Here is a 19,429-nt window from a genome sequence, read left to right as displayed (position 1 = left end):
TAGATTGGTTGACTTTCTGTTTGTTTAATCTTCAGTTTGCTCAATTTCTACTTTTTCATTCTTTAGCTTTTCAAGAGCGGCAATCTGCATATTACAGAAAAGGTGTATGTGATGAATCAAGTTAGTATGCTGTGACAAGTAAACGACAGAGTCCATAAGTTGGGCAGACAGTTGGTAGGCTTTCCGATTATTTGTATTTTCGTCCGGACGACGCATATAAAGGGCAAAACTTCGGTACAAGATAGGAATAAAGCGTGCCCACGGAAGTTCTAAGCTAAGCAACAAATGGTTCATATTCTCCAGCATACGTTGAAGAGACTCAAGGTCCGGCTTATCAGATTGCTTGCCATACACCTCTGCCCATAGACGGGCTTCTTCTTCAAAAAAAATTTCATTGGGACTTTCTTTCGCGTTAGTCAAAGCGTTTTCAGTATCCATAAGATAAAAGTTTAATAAAGGGGCAAAAAAGAACGGTTTCGCCTTTCCCGTTGACTAACACATCTTAGGACGCTGGAGGTACATTACATACTCCCCACGGGGGTACGAAACCGCCTATGAGGAAAGCTACAAGCAAAAAATGCCTGCAACTTATCAAAAGCAGGATTCCCTGCGTCCCATTATAAAATGTTAGTCACTGCAAAGATACTATTTTTCAAATATAAGTATGGAATATCTGTAGATTTATTAATCAGAATTTCCACAATAGCCTCCATAGTAATTTGACAGCAGTTTTGCTCTCATGCCCTAACAAACTGTCTGTATCCCTTTATTCATCGTAGTTTTCGGTGTGGTAGCAACTGTGGTGGCAGGTATGAGAGCAAACGGTTGCTCTCACTCTGTTTCGTCCTGACTAGTATCGTTTCTACATTGCTATCTTTTGATTTACAGGATGTTAATATCTGACATCTCAGCTATTAATGACTGATACCCCATACATTATTAGCCAATAAATGATTCAATGCTTCTCCTAAAAGAACTGGTCAATTGAAATAACTAACATGGTCGAGTCAATCCAAACATACGGTCAAAGTGAATCCAATCGACAGATGTTTCAGAAAGTTTCAAACGCTTGAACTAATGATTCCAAGCTGTTGGAACTAAAGTTTCAAGCCTTTGGAACTATGGTTTCAAGCCTTTGGAACTATGGTTTCTCTTCGCTGAAACTATAGTTTCAAGACGAGGAAACTAATTTAGTTGTCTTATCCTAAATTGACATTGGAATTACAGGAATAAAATGAAGATACTACAAAGGTTAGAGATTGGATTTAGAAAAGTGAGGGCAAGCATTTGCTCTCATACCTGCTACCACAGTTGCTACCACACCGAAAACCACGATGAATAAAGGGATACAGACAGTTTGTTAGAGCATGAGAGCAAAAGTGATGCTAAATTACTATTGAGCAATCCTTGATAATTCTCTGCACAACAAAAGTGCAGAAATATGCATAATACTGCACTTTTGTTGTGCAATTATCACATCATTGCAGATAAATGCACTTCAGCTATGGATTGCTTATACGAAAACTTCAACAAGTTATTTAAAGAGTACGAGCACGAATATAGCACCCATTCGATCTATCCCACTTTGGTATTTTGGAATGAATTATTAGTAAACTAAGCAAAAGCCTTTTTCTTCTTTTAGTCCACACTATTTTTATAAAAGGCACTAATTTTATTGAATTACCTCACTAACAGAGCGCTAGATTTCAAAAAGAAACTTAACTTTGCACCCGAGTTTTATATAAAGAGACTGAATTAGTAACTAAAAAGATTAAACCGCATGAAAATTAAGACTTTAATAGCCTGTTTCATACTAGCTTGTGCTGCAACTTCCTGCATACAGGATGAAGCACTGAACTCAGAAGCAGCCATTGATGCTTGTACAGGTGATGATGTACAATTAGCAAACATCAATGCTGATTCAAAGCTGATCAATGTATATGTAAACAAGGGAGCTGACTTGTCCAAACAAAAGTTAGAATTTGTAATTCCGGAAGGAGCCACTATAAAAATAAATGATCAAGTTGCTGGAGATACAGAAGCCACATATGACTTTAGTGAAGAGACACATTCCCGGAAATTCACTGTCACATCAGAAGACGGTCAATGGAAACCTGTTTATACCGTCAAGGTTGTTTTAGCAGAATTACCTACTTCTTTCAACTTTGAAGAGTTATTACCTTCCAATGACTACGATATCTTTTATGAATTCCAGCCGGGCACTTCACAAGAAATATCTAAAGTATTACAATGGTCAAGTGGTAATCCGGGTTTTAAATTGACAGGTATGGCAAACTCCAAAACAGATTACCCAACTGTACAGGTAGCCAATGGTTTCAGAGGTAAAGGAGTTAAATTGGAAACTCGTGATACCGGTAGTTTTGGAGCAATGGTAAAGATGTATATTGCTGCCGGTAACTTATTTATCGGAACATTTGAGGTAGGAAATGCATTAACAGATCCTAGAAAAGCCACTAATTTCGGTTTCCAGTTCTATAAACGCCCTAAAACGCTCAAAGGACATTATAAATTTAAAGCAGGAGATGTATATTCCGTAGAAGGAAAACCACAAGAGGGTGTAAGAGACAAATGTGATATTTATGCTGTTATGTATGAAGCTGAGAACAATTCTGTCATGCTTAATGGTGATGATGTATTTACTTCAGATAAGTTAGTATCATTAGCGCGAATTAAACCGGAAGATGTTGTTGAATCAGATCAATGGACTGATTTTGAAATTCCTTTCGAACCGGTAAAAGGACGAGTAATTGATGATACCAAATTAAAGAATGGAAAATACAAATTAGGTATAGTGCTTTCGTCCAGTGTAGACGGTGCTTATTTTAAGGGAGCAGTAGGCAGTACACTGTATGTCGATGAAGTAGAACTTATTTGCGAAGACTAAAAAAACAAGAAAATGAAAAGATATAAATTACTCAATATTATAGCTGTACTACTATTAGTAAGTACACTTTCAGCGCAGGCGCAAGAAGAAAGAAATCAAGGTATCATCTGGTCGTACTTACACGGATGGGAATATGGAATCAAGGCAGGTTTCAGTATTGGAGGAACTTCTCCATTGCCTCTACCTGAAGAAATTCGCAAAATAGATAGCTATGCCCCTGGTGGCCTCGCCATTTCAATTGAAGGAAACGCAACTAAATGGTTTGACACGAAATGGGGAATGACTGTAGGGGTACGACTTGAAAACAAGAATATGACCACAGAAGCTACAGTAAAGAACTATGGGATGAAGATTATCAACACCAACGGTGGAGAGTTACAAGGCTTATGGACCGGTGGTGTAAAGACTAAAGTCAAAAACTCTTATCTGACTATCCCAGTAGTTGCCAACTATAAAGTAAGCAAACGTTGGAAAGTCTCAGCAGGTCCGTATGTATCTTATCTTATTGAAAGAAACTTCTCCGGACATGTATATGAAGGTCACTTGCGTACTCCGGATCAGACAGGTTCGCGAGTAGATTTTACTGGTGAAAGCATTGCTACTTATGATTTCTCTGACAATCTGCGTAAATTCCAATGGGGATTGCAACTAGGCGGTGAGTGGAGAGCATTCAAACATTTAAATGTGTATGCTGATTTAACATGGGGCTTGAACGATATCTTCAAAAAGGATTTTGATACCATCTCATTCGCTATGTATCCTATTTATTTGAATATAGGATTCGGATATGCGTTCTAGAGAAAACACTACAATTTATTTAAATAAAAACAACTAAAAAAGCCGTTAATTTTAATTGCATTAATGTATACAATTGGAATTAACGGCTTTTTCTGTTATATATTTCTTATACTCAACACACTATTGAGGTGTTACCGTAAAACTATCAATAAATAAGGTACTACCAGGAGCGCCCATAAAGTAGTCTCCTTCAGCACTTGAGGAACACACAATAGCTAAATAATATTTTTTAGTTGCATCATAACTTTTCCCTTCCAATAATTTAAATGGGATAGAGAACTTAGTCCAATCACTCTTCGCTGTTCCATCTTCCAAAACGGCCTTCATTACAATACGTTTAGAGCTTCCAATATATAGATCAGGATCATTGTAGTCTCCATTCAACGGAATGTTGTTATTCTCTTCATCCAAAAGTTCTTCATACAAAACTGCATATATTGAACATTCATCTGTTTTATCAGCTACGACTTCATTTTTATTATTATAATATGTTGTCCCTGGAGTATATTTATAATAGCCAGTAAAAGTAGCAGGTTCCCCAACAAAAGGAACACCAAACTTTGTACTATTCAAAGTATTATTCATATCAGTTTTAAAGATACCTGTAAATAATGAGCCTGCTGTTACATAAGGTACCAACCCTCCTAATAATGCATTAAAATCCATACCATTTAAAAACATGTAAGTATAAACTGTTTGCAATTTAGCTGCTTTACCACTTTGTCCTTCTACAGGAGAAACTGTATATGAGAACAGCTCTGGAAGATTTGAACCAAACATCTCGTTAATTGTCATAATTCCCGGATTACTAGTACCATAAAGTCCTTTAGGAACATCATATTGTTCTGTAGAACCCGATGTAGATGATTTGATAGTCTCCCATTCATCGAATCCAAAATCTCTTATTTGACCTGATACAGAAACTGTATATTTAGTAGTTACAATTCCATCTTCGGAAGTCACTGTGTATATTACAGGAGATGAAAAATCTTGTTCTACTCCAGAAGCAGGAGTTATTGTTGCTTTATCAGAAATAACAATAGTAGGCGCAAACGTCAAGTTCTCCAATCCATCTGGAATAATAAAACTAATATTATTCCCATCTATTTTCCCCTCTACATTCGCATCTCCTATCTTAACTACAAAGCTCTGGATCGCAGCCTCTGAACTTTGATCTGCAGACAGTTTTGTTCCTGCAAAATCAACCTTCACATTCAAAGTTCCGCCAGCAACAACAGCTATATTCATTGCCAGTTTATCACCTTCAATAGTTCCATTCACTGTTACAGCACATTCACCAACTAATAATGTAATATTCTGACTACCTGCAAAAGTATAACTATTACCATTTTTTTGTACAGAAATCTGTTCTACTGCAATAGTACCAAGATTCAATGTCTGAAAACTAAAGTTTCTCAGCTCCATCTTAATTTGGTTTTCACCAGTCTTAGAAATATATACTTTTTGTGTTATATCATTAACTTCAATAACTCCAGCTGCATCAACATCTAACTTACCCCAATAAACTCCATCAATTTCACCATCCCGAATAGTTTCTGGGTCGTCATCACTACAAGCCGTAAAAAGGCTGACTGAACAAATAAGCATAAACAAATACAACAAACTCTTTTTCATAATTCTGTTATTTAATTAATAATCTATTTGATCGCAAAATCGGGTACAAAGTAACATATTTATATTAGTTATCACAAGGTCTATTCTTTGTATTTTATGATCTGATTTTAAGATTACATTACCCAAAACACTGTTATTATAGAGTTTTTAAGGTTCATATTTACACTACATCTAACAAAAGAGCATTAAATAAGGGGAGATTAAAATCCCCCCTTTTTATTCAAAAATACTATAGTTTTCAAAGTTATATTTCTAACTAATTGATTCAATCTAACCTCCTCATCATTCTCCAATAACCTCTAACTCATCGATAATTAAAGTACTATTTACAGCTCCTTTAAAAGCTGCACCATCTTTACTTGAGGAACATACAATTGCCAGTTTATATGATTTAGACATATCATAAGATTTTCCGTCCAAATTATTGAATGGCAACTCAAAAGTAGTCCACTCAGCTTTTGCTCCACCATCTTCCAATACAGCTACAGCTACACGATACTCCGAAGATGCAATATCATGCCCAGTAAGTATTACCTCTTTGCCTTCACTATCCACAGCTTCATACAAAACAGCCATTATAGAGCACTCATCCACAATTTCCAGATGCTCCAGAACATTCTTTTTATCAGAACCATCTACATAGTTATCACCAGGAGTATATTTATAAATACCTTTAAATATCAAAGGCTTTTTTGCATATGGAATACCAAATTTAGTAGAATTTAACTGATCTGATGCATCGGTCTTAAAACTACCAGTAAATAAAGAGCCCGAAGTTATCGCAGGAGCCAATCCAAAACCAGCTCCTTTTGTATATAAAGTTATCAACTTGGCAGAGGAGCCACTATAACCATCTTTATCTTCTACCACAGGAAAACCACCTTTAAAACCTAAAGTAGCTAAAAGCCCTGCTCCTTCATTGGAAGTGCTCAATTGATCCACTGGAGCCGGATTCCAATATTCATTTTTCAAACCTTCATGTTGAACAACCCAAGTATCAAATGAATACTTTAAAAAATTCTGACTACCCGCTATTGAAGCTACATATTTTTTAGTCGTTCCATCTTCTGCTATAACTGTATAGGTAACAGTTTTACCAGCGGAAAAATCCTGTGGGACACCACTTTTGGGAGCCACTGTAGCTTTTTCTGATATTTCAATAATCGGAGTCAATGATTTCAAATCATCATCAGTAGCTTCGTCATTCACTTTAAACAAGATTGTACCCTTTTCTTCATCAATAACCGGCGCTACTGTCACAACCTCATTATCAATAGTAAAACTAGTAATTTTAGCCTCTGATTTTTCACTTCCCGATAGTTTAGCACCTTTATAATTGACTTTAACTTTCATTCCGCCTTCTACATCTACATCAATAACCATATCTACAGCATCCTTACCAATTGTCCCCGAAACGGATGTATTGCACACACCCACCACAAGACTTAACTTCTGATTGCCTGAGAACTTATATGTATCACCACTTTTTGTCAGAGCACAATTATCCACTGTTATATCACCAATAAGAAGTTCAGTACCCGCCACGGTAATAGTAAAGTTTCTCAATTCTAATTTAACGGCAGTATCTGAAGCCTTTGAAATATAAACCTTCTGAACCATATCAGAAGCAATAGGAGTAGATACTCCCACATAATATACATCCATCGTTCCCTTATATGCACCTGCAAGTTCACTATCAACAGGATATTTCACATCATCATCATCACTACAACTCACAAATAAACTTATGGAACAAATAAGCATGAACAAATACAACAATCTTTTCTTCATAATCTTCATAGTTAAATATTAAATATTTCTTATCACATAAAATTATGCAAAGTTAATTATTAAAAAGCACTACCGCAAGTGCTATTTTTGGTATTATATGTTCCATTTTTAATATATTCTCAATATTTACTCTAAAAACAAGTATTTATAGGTCGTGATTCTATATCCTATAAATCCCACATCCATCAACGACAGTCAAATAAAACTTTCCCCAATTTAATATCCGCTCAACAGCCTCCCCCTTACGAATGACAGAAGTGAATTTACAACATTATAATTATTGCATATTTATTAAAAAAGCCGTATCTTTGCAGTCTTAGTCATAATTGAAAGTTTGTCAAAGTACAAAGTTAGACATGTTTAATATTGAATTTATTACAAATGTCGTTTCGTTGTGATGGCGGAACCATTTGAAATTACTACTGATTTAATATCATTTTACTCAGAATATTCACTCGTGACGATGCGATATTCTTTCTTAATCTATAAATATATATATTTGCAAATGTTGACAGCCCATAATGGGCAGTTAGCGCCGTTTGTATGCGTGATGTCTTACGTGTTTAAATTTAGTATTGCTTATATACATGTTTATAATGATGAAAAAAGCCCTGGACCGTGATGGTTCGGGGCTTTTCTTGTACTTGCAATAAGCAAGAAGGAAAAAGATTTCAGATTACATCGGTAACTGTGCTATTATCTCTTTCGAACATACCGGCAATTTGCCATTCTTTCCCATATCCACAAAAACCGTTGCACACAACACCGTCCATTGGTCACCATATGTCATCGTACTGCTATGGCTATACCCAAGGCAATGCCCGTATTCATGAAACATGGCCTGACGGGGATAATTATGCGGATGGGCATCCGGAGGAGTCGCATCAAAATAAACACCGGTATAACAATAATTAGCCAAGCCGTACGTATTGCCTCCACCTAATCCGCCGACACCGGCAACACAACCCAGCACAAGCCCGCCATGATTACGGATTCTTTGACGCAACGCATCCAGATTGATCGGATTTCCTCCATTGTCTTTCAACAAACCTTCGTATTTGTTCATTTCCATATTAAACTCTTCGGAAGAGAACATGAAAGCCATATTGACAGCCAACGCCACTCCGTGACGGCACAATAACGGATTCATATGACGCCAATACGCATGACCATTGTCAGCCGAATAAGAAGAAAAACGTATAAACCAGCGACTGTCTATCTGTTCTATTTTCTTCATAAACGGATCTTCTGTACGAATAACAAGCGTCACATCATCATTGGAAAGTCCGGGCTGTGCAGGCACCACTATCTTCCGTCCACTACTTGTAGTGAATGTCCGTTCCGAATCTACAACCGGCAAGGGGAATGACGCTTCCATAAACGGATAAATCTGTTCAAAATGTGCCAGTTCGAAGAACTCCATGCTAAATTTATTAAAGCGGCACATAATCTTCACATCCTGAATACCTACAGGAGAAAAGAACTTGACAAGCAACTGATGTTCGTCTGAAATGGAAACCTGCAACGGAGCATTCGCATAAAAAGAACGACGGCGACTGTCATAAAAGACCTCACGTGGCTCACTGGCCAAAAACATCGTATCCGCGCGAAACCGAAAGAAGTCCTCCTTACGAACATAAAGTGAACCATCCTGATTTTCCGGATGCAAATAATCAATACTAATATGAGATACACGGCCTGCCTCAATCTTACAATCCGTGAAACGGTATTTACGGACAAACTGAGTTCCGTCACTGCGATCGGACTCAATCGTCACAAATCCGGATAATGCTTTTGTGCCGGGCAATGAGTAAAACGAGTATTTCCCGGTAATGTCATAAGATTCTATCTTTCTGGTTCCGGAATATTTCCCGTCTGCACCAAGAGTCCCATATATTCCTTCGGCATCGTCGAAAGTTATATCGATTTTACGAATGAATCTCCACATATAATCGGACGATACATTCAAATCGACATCCACTCTCCCTACAGAACGCTCCAAGACCACTGTATGCGACACCGAAGCCTGATCTCTGCCGATATGCAATTCTATTTTCTTATAAAAGTAAACCGCATCTAACGGCGCATTTTCCGCATGATTTATCAACCAGTCATCGGACAGTTTTTCGGGTTCTTTAACAGCCTCATCTTCTTCCTCGCTCGTAGTAGCCAAAAAAACGACTGTATAATCCCCCATACTCAATCCTTCAATAGTCAATTTTGAGAAGTTTTCTTCCAGCTTCTGATATAAGGGCTTAATAATCTCTCCACGTTCATTGGCAATAGCATACCACATACGAGTGATCTGCTCCGGTTTGCTTCCGCGTGTCTGCACCACGGACGCATCATCTTGCTGCAACCCAAACAAAAACGACACTTGTCCGGAATGGGAAGGAACAATGCCGGTCTCCTGTTCAAAATCGCCCGAACAGTTGGTAAGCAATAATGCGCCCAGTAATATCATTATGATTCTTAGCATCTTCATAAACAGCCTCCTCTATTTCTTTACACAACGTACGGATGCAAATGCTTCCATCTGTAACCGCTGTTTCTTAATAACGGTTGTCTCGGCTCCTTCGAACGGCAACCAGTAAGCCCATGCATAACCGCCCGGAAGACCGTTACGTTCGTTTGTCCACAACACAGCTCTTTTCCCGAAAGCCGGATTATTGGATGACGACTTATCTCCCTTCGAGCCAGCCAAAGGAATAATAAGGCTGCGACCGGTGTCTTCCGAAGTAAACTTCACATAATGCTGTGTTCCCGTCACACCACTGGACGGAGTTATCAGTGTTCCTTCTCCGATGTGAAGTGTAGCGGCAATTGTTTCTCCATTTCCTGCCTTATATCTACCCGGAATCTCTTGGTCTGCAGGAAGCAGAGACTGCCATTCGTTACCAGTCGGTATCCGGTATCCTTCAGGGCAAGGCATATGTGTATCATTCACCCAAGGTGCATCAGCCGTCTGGTTACCTAAATTGTTGGAAGGATTATACCCCTGCCAAGGCACGTACATATATAAACGTCCAAACTGGAACAGACCACCCACCGTGTTAATCCAACTTTTATGATACATATCTTCGACCGTAGCCCCGTCCAACGGATAAATCTGATCTTCCAGATCGCGGCTACGCGCATTAAATGCCATCCATACATTTCCTGCGATTTCCACAGTTTCAATCTGTTTGTCACTCGGAGCCACACGTATCTCCACGTAATCATATGTTCCACTCAACAAGGCATTTTTCAAATGCACCAAAACCGTATAGCCCAGGCGACCGCTGCCTTGCGCTGCAACCGATACATTAAATGACGACACGATACCTTCCGCCTCTTCCGACACGGACATATTGCCTACACTTGTTCCGCTACCGGCACCTTCTGTAGAAGAAATATCGATACGAGTGTCTGTAACGAACGCCAGCGTCATGTCATCAGCACCTGTAGCAGGCACTTCCAGTATATTATTCTCATAGTCTACCTTCACCCCTTCCGGAATCCTGGATTTCGACGCATTAAGCAAAAGACGTTGGTTCGTATCAGGCTTTCCGACAATCGTTTCCCCTTCTTCCCACGGTTTGATCTCAAAAACGCCTGTCACTTCAGCTCCCACATTGAGCACTGCCAATTCATATACTTTATTGCGTTCGACAACTGGTAATTCGACTTTTAACCTGATAGGGACTTCACCATAGGTTCCACGCAAGATGATATTGACAGGACGTGTGCTTTCGAACAGACGGAATACCCCCTCTTGCTTGCCATCGAATGCAGAAGAGAACTCCTTCCGATAGCTCACCGTTTTATCCGACGCCCGGACATTTTCGAGGAATGGTAAAGTCTCGGCAGGAGCATTCTCTACGATGACTTCCTTTATCTGCGTTTTGCTGTCGGCTGTTGTGTTCAAATCAATGCGCGCCACACCGCGTTTCATAATTACATTGACCTCCGCATTGCTGCGTGTCACTACTCCGCTCTCCAATTCGACTACAGCCGCCATGAAATCCGGCGCAGAATTATCATGCAATCCTTCACCGATAATCGTATTACGAAATTCTTCTTCACTTTTAGCTTTCTCTCCGGCAGGAATCTCCAGTCCGGTCAGAAAATAAAGTCGAGATCCGCTGACCGCAGAAATCTCCGACTGTCCGCCTTGCCCGGGAGTCAGCTGTTCCTCTTTATATAAATTCCCGTCACTAAACTGGAAAACCGATACATCTTTGAGCTCTTCAGAAGATTCTTCTCCTGCTACCGTAATTCCTTTTAATACCACTGAATAAGTTTGTTGATGGCCTTTTCCCCCGGTTGGTTCATCGTTCGAGCAGGCGCCTGAAAGTAATGTTCCTATTATAATGGGAACGATGGTTTTTCTGCAAGAATAATTCATGTTTTTTGATTAAAATAATACTGAATATTGGAAACTTTATAAATGCATTTTCCAAAAGCGGCGGCAAAAATACTACTTTTTTCAATACAGCAAGTCATCTGCATAAAATTTTAATAAATATGTTAAATAAAAGAAATCTTTAACGTCAGACTAACTAAATACAAAATAAAAAGTTATTTTGCAAACGTTTTTTAATTTTATCTCATTCTAATATTATGTACAAGATTTTTCACGGCTTCCACCTAGTAGAAGCTTATCAGGACTTAAAGAAAGCTAAACGGTTAGCAAAGAATCAGACAGTGGCCCGATGTATAAAGTTAACCATAGCTATTACCCTCTCTCTTATTTTATGGTTCCTTCCCATTGATACTTTTGGAATAGAAGGGTTGACCGTTATAGAACAAAGACTTATTTCCATTTTCATTTTCGCCACACTCATGTGGGTGTTCGAAGCTGTTCCGGCATGGACCACTTCCGTTCTTATTGTTGTACTATTATTACTTACCGTTTCCGACAGTAGTTTATGGTTCTTAACCCAAAATACTCCTGCGGAGGAATTAGGACAGACAGTCAAATATAAGTCTATCCTGCATTGCTTTGCCGATCCTATCATCATGCTGTTTATAGGTGGATTTATTCTTGCCATCGCAGCAACCAAAAGTGGACTGGATGTATTGTTGGCACGAGTTATGCTGAGACCTTTCGGAACACAATCACGATATGTGCTATTGGGATTCATCCTCGTTACAGCTGTCTTTTCCATGTTTCTTAGCAATACGGCTACGGCGGCCATGATGCTTACCTTCCTTACTCCCGTATTAAAAGCACTCCCGGCAGATGGAAAAGGGAAAATCGGATTGGCTATGGCCATTCCCGTTGCTGCCAATGTAGGTGGTATGGGAACTCCTATCGGTACACCACCTAACGCCATTGCTTTAAAGTATTTGAATGATCCGGAAGGATTAAATCTGAATATCGGTTTTGGAGAATGGATGAGCTTTATGTTGCCTTACACTATTATTGTACTGTTTATAGCCTGGTTTATCCTCTTACGACTGTTTCCATTCAAACAAAAGAGCATCGAACTGCAAATTGAAGGTGAAGCAAAGAAAGACTGGCGCTCCATTGTGGTTTATATCACCTTTGCTATAACGGTTCTATTGTGGATGTTCGACAAATTTACAGGAGTAAACTCCAATGTAGTGGCAATGATTCCGGTAGCTGTTTTTTGTATAACAGGCGTTATTACCAAACGTGACCTGGAAGAGATCAGCTGGAGTGTACTCTGGATGGTAGCCGGCGGCTTCGCATTGGGCGTAGCCTTGCAAGAGACCGGACTGGCAAAGCATATGATCGAAGCCATCCCATTCAGCACATGGCCCCCTGTACTGATGATTGTCGGTTCCGGACTGATTTGCTATGCTATGGCCAACTTTATTTCACACACAGCCACCGCAGCATTACTCGTCCCTATTCTCGCCATTGCCGGAATCAGCATGCGTGAAAACCTGTCATCGTTGGGAGGTGTAGAGACTTTATTAATTGGAGTCGCCATCGGATCATCGCTGGCAATGATATTACCAATTAGTACACCACCTAATGCCCTGGCACATGCCACAGGAATGATTCAGCAAAAAGATATGGAAAAGGTAGGTATCATTATGGGAATTATAGGACTTATCTTGGGATATACAATGCTGATCATACTCGGCTCCAACAAGTTATTATAAATAATCTATTAAAAAAAGAAGATGTCAAAAGCAGGATGATACATTTATCTTGCTTTTGACATCTTCTTCTTTTTCGAATTTAGCGTCCTATAATCCTCTCCAAAAGTTTATAAGAAACAACAATGGTATAAAACGATATCTCGTCTACTCTATTCCTGATCCGAATTCACAAACTTACTTGGACTGACATTATAATACTTCTTAAATACCTCCCTGAAATACTTCGCATCCGAAAACCCGACAATTTCAGCAATCTCCGTTATTGTATATTCTTTCTGCTTTAATAATTGTGCTGCACGTTGCAAACGGATCATCCGGATGTAGTCAGCCGGAGCATAACCGGTCAGCGCTTTCAGTTTATTATAGAAACTTGTTCGACTCATATGATGCTGATTACTGAGTACATCTACCCCAAAGTCCAAATCTCCCATATTCTTCTCTATACATTCCTTGACTGAAGCTATGAATTTCCAGTCCAAAGTATTAGTACAATTGACAGGTAAATGCTTTTCTTTATTTTCGATACTATTATAGACCTGACGGAGCAATTCACGATTTGCCAATATGTTTTTAATAGTCACCTTTAGTATACCCACACTGAATGGCTTGGTTATATAGGCATCTGCTCCGATTTCCAGTCCTCCGAGTATATTTTTCTCATCCCCTAACGCAGTCAGCAATATGACTGGAATGTGAGACATTTCCACACTCGTTTTGATAGCTGAGCACAGTTCGTCTCCACTCATCTCAGGCATCATTATATCGGATATAACAAGATCTGGATTAAACTCCTTTATAATGACAAGCGCATCTTTGCCATTGGAACAGGACTGGATATTATACCCTGCCATAAGCATATCCACAAGATAATTACGCAAATCATCATTATCTTCCACTACCAGAATACGCTGTAAAGAGGTTTTTATCTGAGGTGCCTCCAAGACCGGCAAGTCAGAAGTTCCCCCCAGTACAACAGCATCCATACGTTCATTCGGCGTTTTTGGAGAGATAAACTTTGCTTTATGCAAATGGGTATTTCCCTTCGGGAAAGTAATTTGCACGCATGTTCCCTGATGTTCAACACTTTGAATATGGATCTTTCCTTTATGCAACTTAACCAGTTTATATACCAGCATCAATCCAATCCCACTTCCGGTCACTTTCAAATTGACTACATTACTACCCCGGAAACAATTTCTGAATAATTTCTTCTGTTCAGATGAAGGAATACCAATTCCTGTATCCTTTACCTCAATACTCCAAGTATTCCCTTCCTCGCAAGCACAAATACACACGCTACCATTCTCTGGCGTGTACTTCAACGCATTTGACAAAATATTCTTCAAGATAGACCCCATTTTGTCACTATCAAACCACACATTCAAATAATCAAAATTACTCTCATAAACAAATCTGACACGCTTCATCTCAGCATATTTGCGGAAAGTAGCACAAACATCATTCATATAAGAATTCAATTCATACTCAGAAACATAAAGAGTAGACGAATATACGTCGATCCGTTCAAAGTTTATCAAGTTGGTTGTCAGCTGAAGCAATGTATTCACATTCTTTAGGGCCATATTCATATGGGGTAATGCCTTCTCTGCCACCATATGGTTTTCAACAACTTCTTCCAGCGGTGCTTTTATCAATGTCAGCGGCGTACGTATATCATGAGCAGTATTAATAAAAAAACGTGTCTTCTCATCAGAAATCTTCTTTTGTTTATGCAACATGATAACACGGAATATGATAATCATAATCAAGACCACCAGAATTGCATACCCCACCATTGCCCACATACTGGCCCACACCGGAGGGGTAATAATGATCTGAATACTCCTTGTTTCATAAGTTTTATACTTCTCCTCATTAGATACAGTACGAATTTGTAACGTATAACTGCCAGGAGGCAGATTTCTAACAACAATCCGATTATCTTGACTCGGACGGGTCCACTCTTTATGATAACCGTCGATTTTCCATGAATAAAGAATATTAGAAGGATAATCATAATTTATGGAAGCCACATCAAGCGAAAAAGTATTTTGACCGTAGGCCAATTCCAGACAATCAGTCTCGTTAATATCCTTCTTCAAGGGAGATCCGTCATCACCAGGATAGACAGGATGATAAGCTATCATAAAATCCCGTAATAACAAACGCGAATAATATGGCTCAGGTATTTCTATGTCTGTCGGAAACTTAACAGCACCATCATTGCCACCAAAGACAAGCGTACTGTTACTGTAAGTTGTGGCAGAACCGGCATTAAAATTTACGCTCATCAGTCCCTGCTCCCGTGTCCAGTTACGGAAAAAATGATCTTTAGGTGAATAAATCGTAATACCATTTTCCGTACCCATCAGGAGATTTTCATCCTGACGCGGAATAATCGTATAAATATTATCAGAAATCAGTGCACAATTATCAGTTCGGTACTGATGAATAAACTTCTTTTTATTGATATCATAAACAAGAAGACCTGCTCCACGAGTACCAATATACAGGATACCATCTTCTCTCTGGTATAATGCACATATATAAGGAGATTCAACAGGCAAGTCAATATACCGGTAAACACCGGATTGCTTGTCAAGCTGATAGAGTCCCATTCTTGTACCAATCCACATTTGACGGGCATTTTTCTCCAGAATGGTGGTGATGGAACTTACTCCCGGATACAAACGAACATTTTTAGTCTCAAGATTAATGCGTTTCAAATGATAATATCCACCGGACCATACATCACCGCTCGAATCCTTTTTAATGTCATAAATATATTGGTCAGGACGTATTCCTGCAATGGCCGCAGGCGAAAGATAGCTTATTTTAAACCCTTTCTTCTTTTCTATCTTATAAATTCCAGACGTAAAACCACCAGCCCATATCACACCAGGAGAGACTTCACACAACGCCAAGAAGATATGATTCTCATCATCCGGCACCGGATCAAAAGAACTAAAAAAAGAACACCATTCTCTTGTATCGGTCTGATAAAAACTAATTCCATTACTAGTTGCAAACCAAAGGTCACCGTCACTATCTTCTATCACATCATGCACCTGATCATTCACTAACGACCGGTTATTGCCAAGAGAATGCTTTATCAAATCATATCTTCCATAACGATTGTTACGAATGGTAATACCAGTAGGATAATTGGCAAGCCAAATACGCTCCTCCTCATCCACATAGATATCATTGATATTGTTTCCGTTCATTCCATTATAACTGCTATAGTCAGCCGTTATATAAGGTTCACTCTTACAAGTATTTACATTCAGCTTATATACTCCTTTTCCACCCGTAGCTATCAACAACTCATCAGCGTTCAGAGCAACAATCTGATTAACTTCCACATTGTTTGGTGCATAACAAGGAGTGATTTTTTGGGTTTTACCAATATCATATATAAGTATCCCTTCTTTATAACTACCCACAAATAATTGCTTTGACACAGTATGGTAATACAGTTCGTGAACAGGTGTAACGATGCTTTTTACTACTTCATCAGGAATTTGTTTCAGTTCTCCCTTTTCTATCCCGACACAAAACAAACCGCTTCCCGTACCGATAAAAAAATGACCGCCATCAGCCTGCTCAATAGTAGATATTGCACCATCGACAGGCTTTGGCATATGTTGTGTTGTTCCAGTACGAATATTATACCAGGTAATTGTATCTTTGTAACATAGCCAAATATGATCATTCTTGTCCAGATAACCATAATCAAGAAATGCTTGAAACTTATTTCGGATCAATTCAGGGTGTACATAAGCCAATTCAAATTTATCATGTTGTGAATCATACCTGAAAATACGTCCTTTCTGCCCGATTACCCATAATACATCTTCCTGATCCATATAAAGCCAGTTCAAAGCTATCCGTGAGTCCAGCTTCATACTGTCATCCGAGAAAGTATAATGCTTGATGTGTTTACCGTCATAACGATCTACCCCCTCCTGAGTCAAAAACCACATATATCCGCGTCGGTCTTTTTGAATATGGTAGATTTTCTGGTTGTTCAAACCGTCTTCCAACCCTATGTACTTATAAATCTGCCCCTTGCTCACAGCACTACTAATGAGAAGAACTATAAACACTAAAAGTTTTCTATTTTTTACAATTATCTTCATTCCTTTCACAAAACACTCAAAAATATATTTGCAAAAATATGAAAATATTATTTAAACAGCAACTGAATAAATTAATAATTATATGTTAAAAACAGAAACTTAAAAAACACAACTATCTCATCTATCGGAAATACCGCATAATACCCCAAATACTCCCCAATAAAAACATCGGAAATAGATAAGTGTTCTTTCTAAATTATATTAGTCATTTTTTGTACGATTTTCCAGCATCAGATCATAAATATACACGAACAGGAATCATCTTATTATTAGGACAATTTCAATCATATATTTATTCCTTCGGCTATGCATTTAAAATCCATAAGCCTCTTTTTCAATTTTCCATAAAATAAAAAATGATGTTAATTCCATTTTCAAACTTCGAACTATTTTTTTTAATCCCGTGTTTTTTTTCATACAGTAGGAGCTTAAGTACATTTCGGATGATATAACAAAAGTAACATAATAAATCGGGGAAGTGTAATAGAGTAAACCTACATATTTTTCTAAAAAAAATAAGTTTTAAACATTGTTTCATCAATAAAATCTACAGCCATGAAAAGTATAAGTTCAAATTTATGGATCAGATTAATAGTCAGTTCTATCATAGGAACAATAATTTATTGTTTATCAAGTATGAGACAGCAAACAAGCTGACTATAAAGATGAATATTCTAGCGATATGAATAAATATTTTTCCATTCAACAAGCAAAATATTTTTCCTTTATAAAATACTAATTATATATCTATATATTTACATATAAACCCACTAATAAGTATGTGACTTTAAGAACTTAACTTACATACAGTTTCTTACTTATTACCAAACTCTATTTTTAACTATCTAAAACCAACTTAATTATGGAAAATAGAACTTCTGATTTATGGCTCGGTCTTGGTATAGGATCGGTCATTGGCGCCCTCGTCTATCGTTTTTCACGAACTTCTAAAGCCAAAAAACTAAAGAAAAAAGTATGTGATGCCTTTCATAAAATAAGTGGGCAAGTCGAAGAAATGTTAGATACTGCAAAGGAAAAAGTATTGGATACGGGTGCTGCCGTAGCCGATAAAGTTGCAGACAAAACTTTCGACCTAGCTGAAAAGGCAGATGACCTTAAAGGCAAAATGCATACAATAGCTGCTGATGCAAAAAAATGAAACAGATTCTAGTAAACCAATTAAGAACACTAGAGTGTTTCTGAATAAACCTAAATTATTAACTAAAACTTTTGAATTATGAACAAGAAAACTGAAAAGAAACAGGAAGAGGCAAAGGGCACTAAAAAGACCGCCCAAGCTAAAGAGTGCAAGTCTTCGACTTCAAGCAAAAAAACTGAAAAGAAATAGGCATTCAGAATCGTTAAGTTTGTGTCATTCTTCAGGCAGACAGGAATCTGCCTGAAGAATCCACCAATTTATTCTCAAAGTGACTTTACAATTTTAAATTAAAAGAATATGAAAAAATTATTATTTGCGATTTTTGTAGTTACAACTATAATATCCTTCACGTCCTGTCGTAATAAAAAAGAACAGGATAAAGCGAAACAACAAGTTGAAAAAGTGAAAGAAAACGTCAATGATGCAGTGGACAAAGTATCCGATAAAATCGAAGATGGTGCTGATGCCGTAAAAGATGCGTGGAAAGACACCAAAAAAGACGTTCAAAACAGCGCAGAGAAAACCAAGAAAGAAATCAAGGAAGGATATAACGAAGTGAAAAAAGATGTAAGTAAAAAACTTGACTGATTCTTAATCGTATATCATTCTATAAATAGTAACTTCTTACATATTAATAAGCTATGGTTGGATTTGTAATATGGATTGTTGGATTAGTACTGACTATCAAAGCCGCACTGGAAATATGGCGTATCCATGCACCAATAGAAAGACGGCTGATAGCTATTATCTTAATCGTTCTTACCAGCTGGATAGGATTGCTGTTCTATTATTTCTACGGCAAGGCACGAATGCCGCAATGGCTGGGTACTGGAGTTCAAAAATATTAGCTACATCAGAAAGCAATATTTATATGAATATAAT

General features: G+C 38.1%; 12 protein-coding genes. 6 read left to right on the top strand and 6 right to left on the bottom strand.

Going from position 1 to position 19,429, the window contains the following annotated elements:
- Nucleotides 1–24 precede the first annotated feature (24 nt).
- Nucleotides 25–438, bottom strand: a complete 414-nt coding sequence (locus BT_RS18895; RefSeq protein WP_011108956.1) for a hypothetical protein — start codon at nt 436–438, stop codon at nt 25–27.
- Between the two features lie 1,342 nt (nt 439–1,780).
- Here BT_RS18895 and BT_RS18890 point away from each other — a divergent pair.
- Both BT_RS18890 and BT_RS18885 read left to right on the top strand, forming a co-directional pair.
- On the top strand, nt 1,781–2,905 hold the full coding sequence (locus BT_RS18890; protein ID WP_011108955.1) for a PCMD domain-containing protein: 1,125 nt from the start codon (nt 1,781–1,783) through the stop codon (nt 2,903–2,905).
- Between the two features lie 12 nt (nt 2,906–2,917).
- Nucleotides 2,918–3,703: a porin family protein gene (locus BT_RS18885; protein ID WP_011108954.1), complete on the top strand. Its 786-nt coding sequence runs from the start codon at nt 2,918–2,920 to the stop codon at nt 3,701–3,703.
- A 120-nt stretch (nt 3,704–3,823) separates the two neighbouring features.
- Here the strand turns inward: BT_RS18885 and BT_RS18880 are convergent, their stop codons facing one another.
- The 4 genes from BT_RS18880 to BT_RS18865 all read right to left on the bottom strand — a co-directional run bounded on the left by BT_RS18880 (nt 3,824) and on the right by BT_RS18865 (nt 11,516).
- On the bottom strand, nt 3,824–5,338 hold the full coding sequence (locus BT_RS18880; RefSeq protein WP_008762680.1) for a PCMD domain-containing protein: 1,515 nt from the start codon (nt 5,336–5,338) through the stop codon (nt 3,824–3,826).
- A gap of 282 nt (nt 5,339–5,620) precedes the next feature.
- Nucleotides 5,621–7,138: a PCMD domain-containing protein gene (locus BT_RS18875; RefSeq protein ID WP_008762679.1), complete on the bottom strand. Its 1,518-nt coding sequence runs from the start codon at nt 7,136–7,138 to the stop codon at nt 5,621–5,623.
- A gap of 667 nt (nt 7,139–7,805) precedes the next feature.
- Nucleotides 7,806–9,614: a hypothetical protein gene (locus BT_RS18870; protein WP_008762677.1), complete on the bottom strand. Its 1,809-nt coding sequence runs from the start codon at nt 9,612–9,614 to the stop codon at nt 7,806–7,808.
- Between the two features lie 12 nt (nt 9,615–9,626).
- On the bottom strand, nt 9,627–11,516 hold the full coding sequence (locus BT_RS18865; protein ID WP_011108953.1) for a fibrobacter succinogenes major paralogous domain-containing protein: 1,890 nt from the start codon (nt 11,514–11,516) through the stop codon (nt 9,627–9,629).
- A 215-nt stretch (nt 11,517–11,731) separates the two neighbouring features.
- Here BT_RS18865 and BT_RS18860 point away from each other — a divergent pair, with 215 nt between their 5' ends.
- Entirely contained in the window at nt 11,732–13,246 is a 1,515-nt protein-coding gene (locus BT_RS18860; RefSeq protein ID WP_008762675.1) for an SLC13 family permease, read from the top strand.
- A 149-nt stretch (nt 13,247–13,395) separates the two neighbouring features.
- On the opposite strand, the gene BT_RS18855 is transcribed toward BT_RS18860, so the two are convergent.
- The gene (locus BT_RS18855) at nt 13,396–17,388 is read right to left on the bottom strand and encodes a hybrid sensor histidine kinase/response regulator transcription factor (RefSeq protein ID WP_008766976.1); all 3,993 of its coding nucleotides are present in this window, start codon (nt 17,386–17,388) and stop codon (nt 13,396–13,398) included.
- A gap of 862 nt (nt 17,389–18,250) precedes the next feature.
- On the opposite strand from BT_RS18855, the gene BT_RS18850 reads away from it, so the two are divergent.
- From BT_RS18850 to BT_RS18840, 3 genes are all read left to right on the top strand, one after another.
- Nucleotides 18,251–18,547 (top strand): YtxH domain-containing protein, encoded by a 297-nt coding sequence (locus tag BT_RS18850; protein ID WP_008766979.1) that lies wholly within the window; start codon nt 18,251–18,253, stop codon nt 18,545–18,547.
- Between the two features lie 297 nt (nt 18,548–18,844).
- On the top strand, nt 18,845–19,135 hold the full coding sequence (locus tag BT_RS18845; RefSeq protein ID WP_008766981.1) for a hypothetical protein: 291 nt from the start codon (nt 18,845–18,847) through the stop codon (nt 19,133–19,135).
- A 53-nt stretch (nt 19,136–19,188) separates the two neighbouring features.
- Nucleotides 19,189–19,395, top strand: a complete 207-nt coding sequence (locus BT_RS18840; RefSeq protein WP_008766982.1) for a hypothetical protein — start codon at nt 19,189–19,191, stop codon at nt 19,393–19,395.
- Nucleotides 19,396–19,429 lie beyond the last annotated feature (34 nt).

The sequence above is a fragment of the Bacteroides thetaiotaomicron VPI-5482 genome (assembly GCF_000011065.1).
GTDB lineage: Bacteria > Bacteroidota > Bacteroidia > Bacteroidales > Bacteroidaceae > Bacteroides > Bacteroides thetaiotaomicron.
The sequence above is the reverse complement of the archived record's forward strand: the minus strand, read 5'-3'. Positions and strand labels throughout refer to the sequence as shown.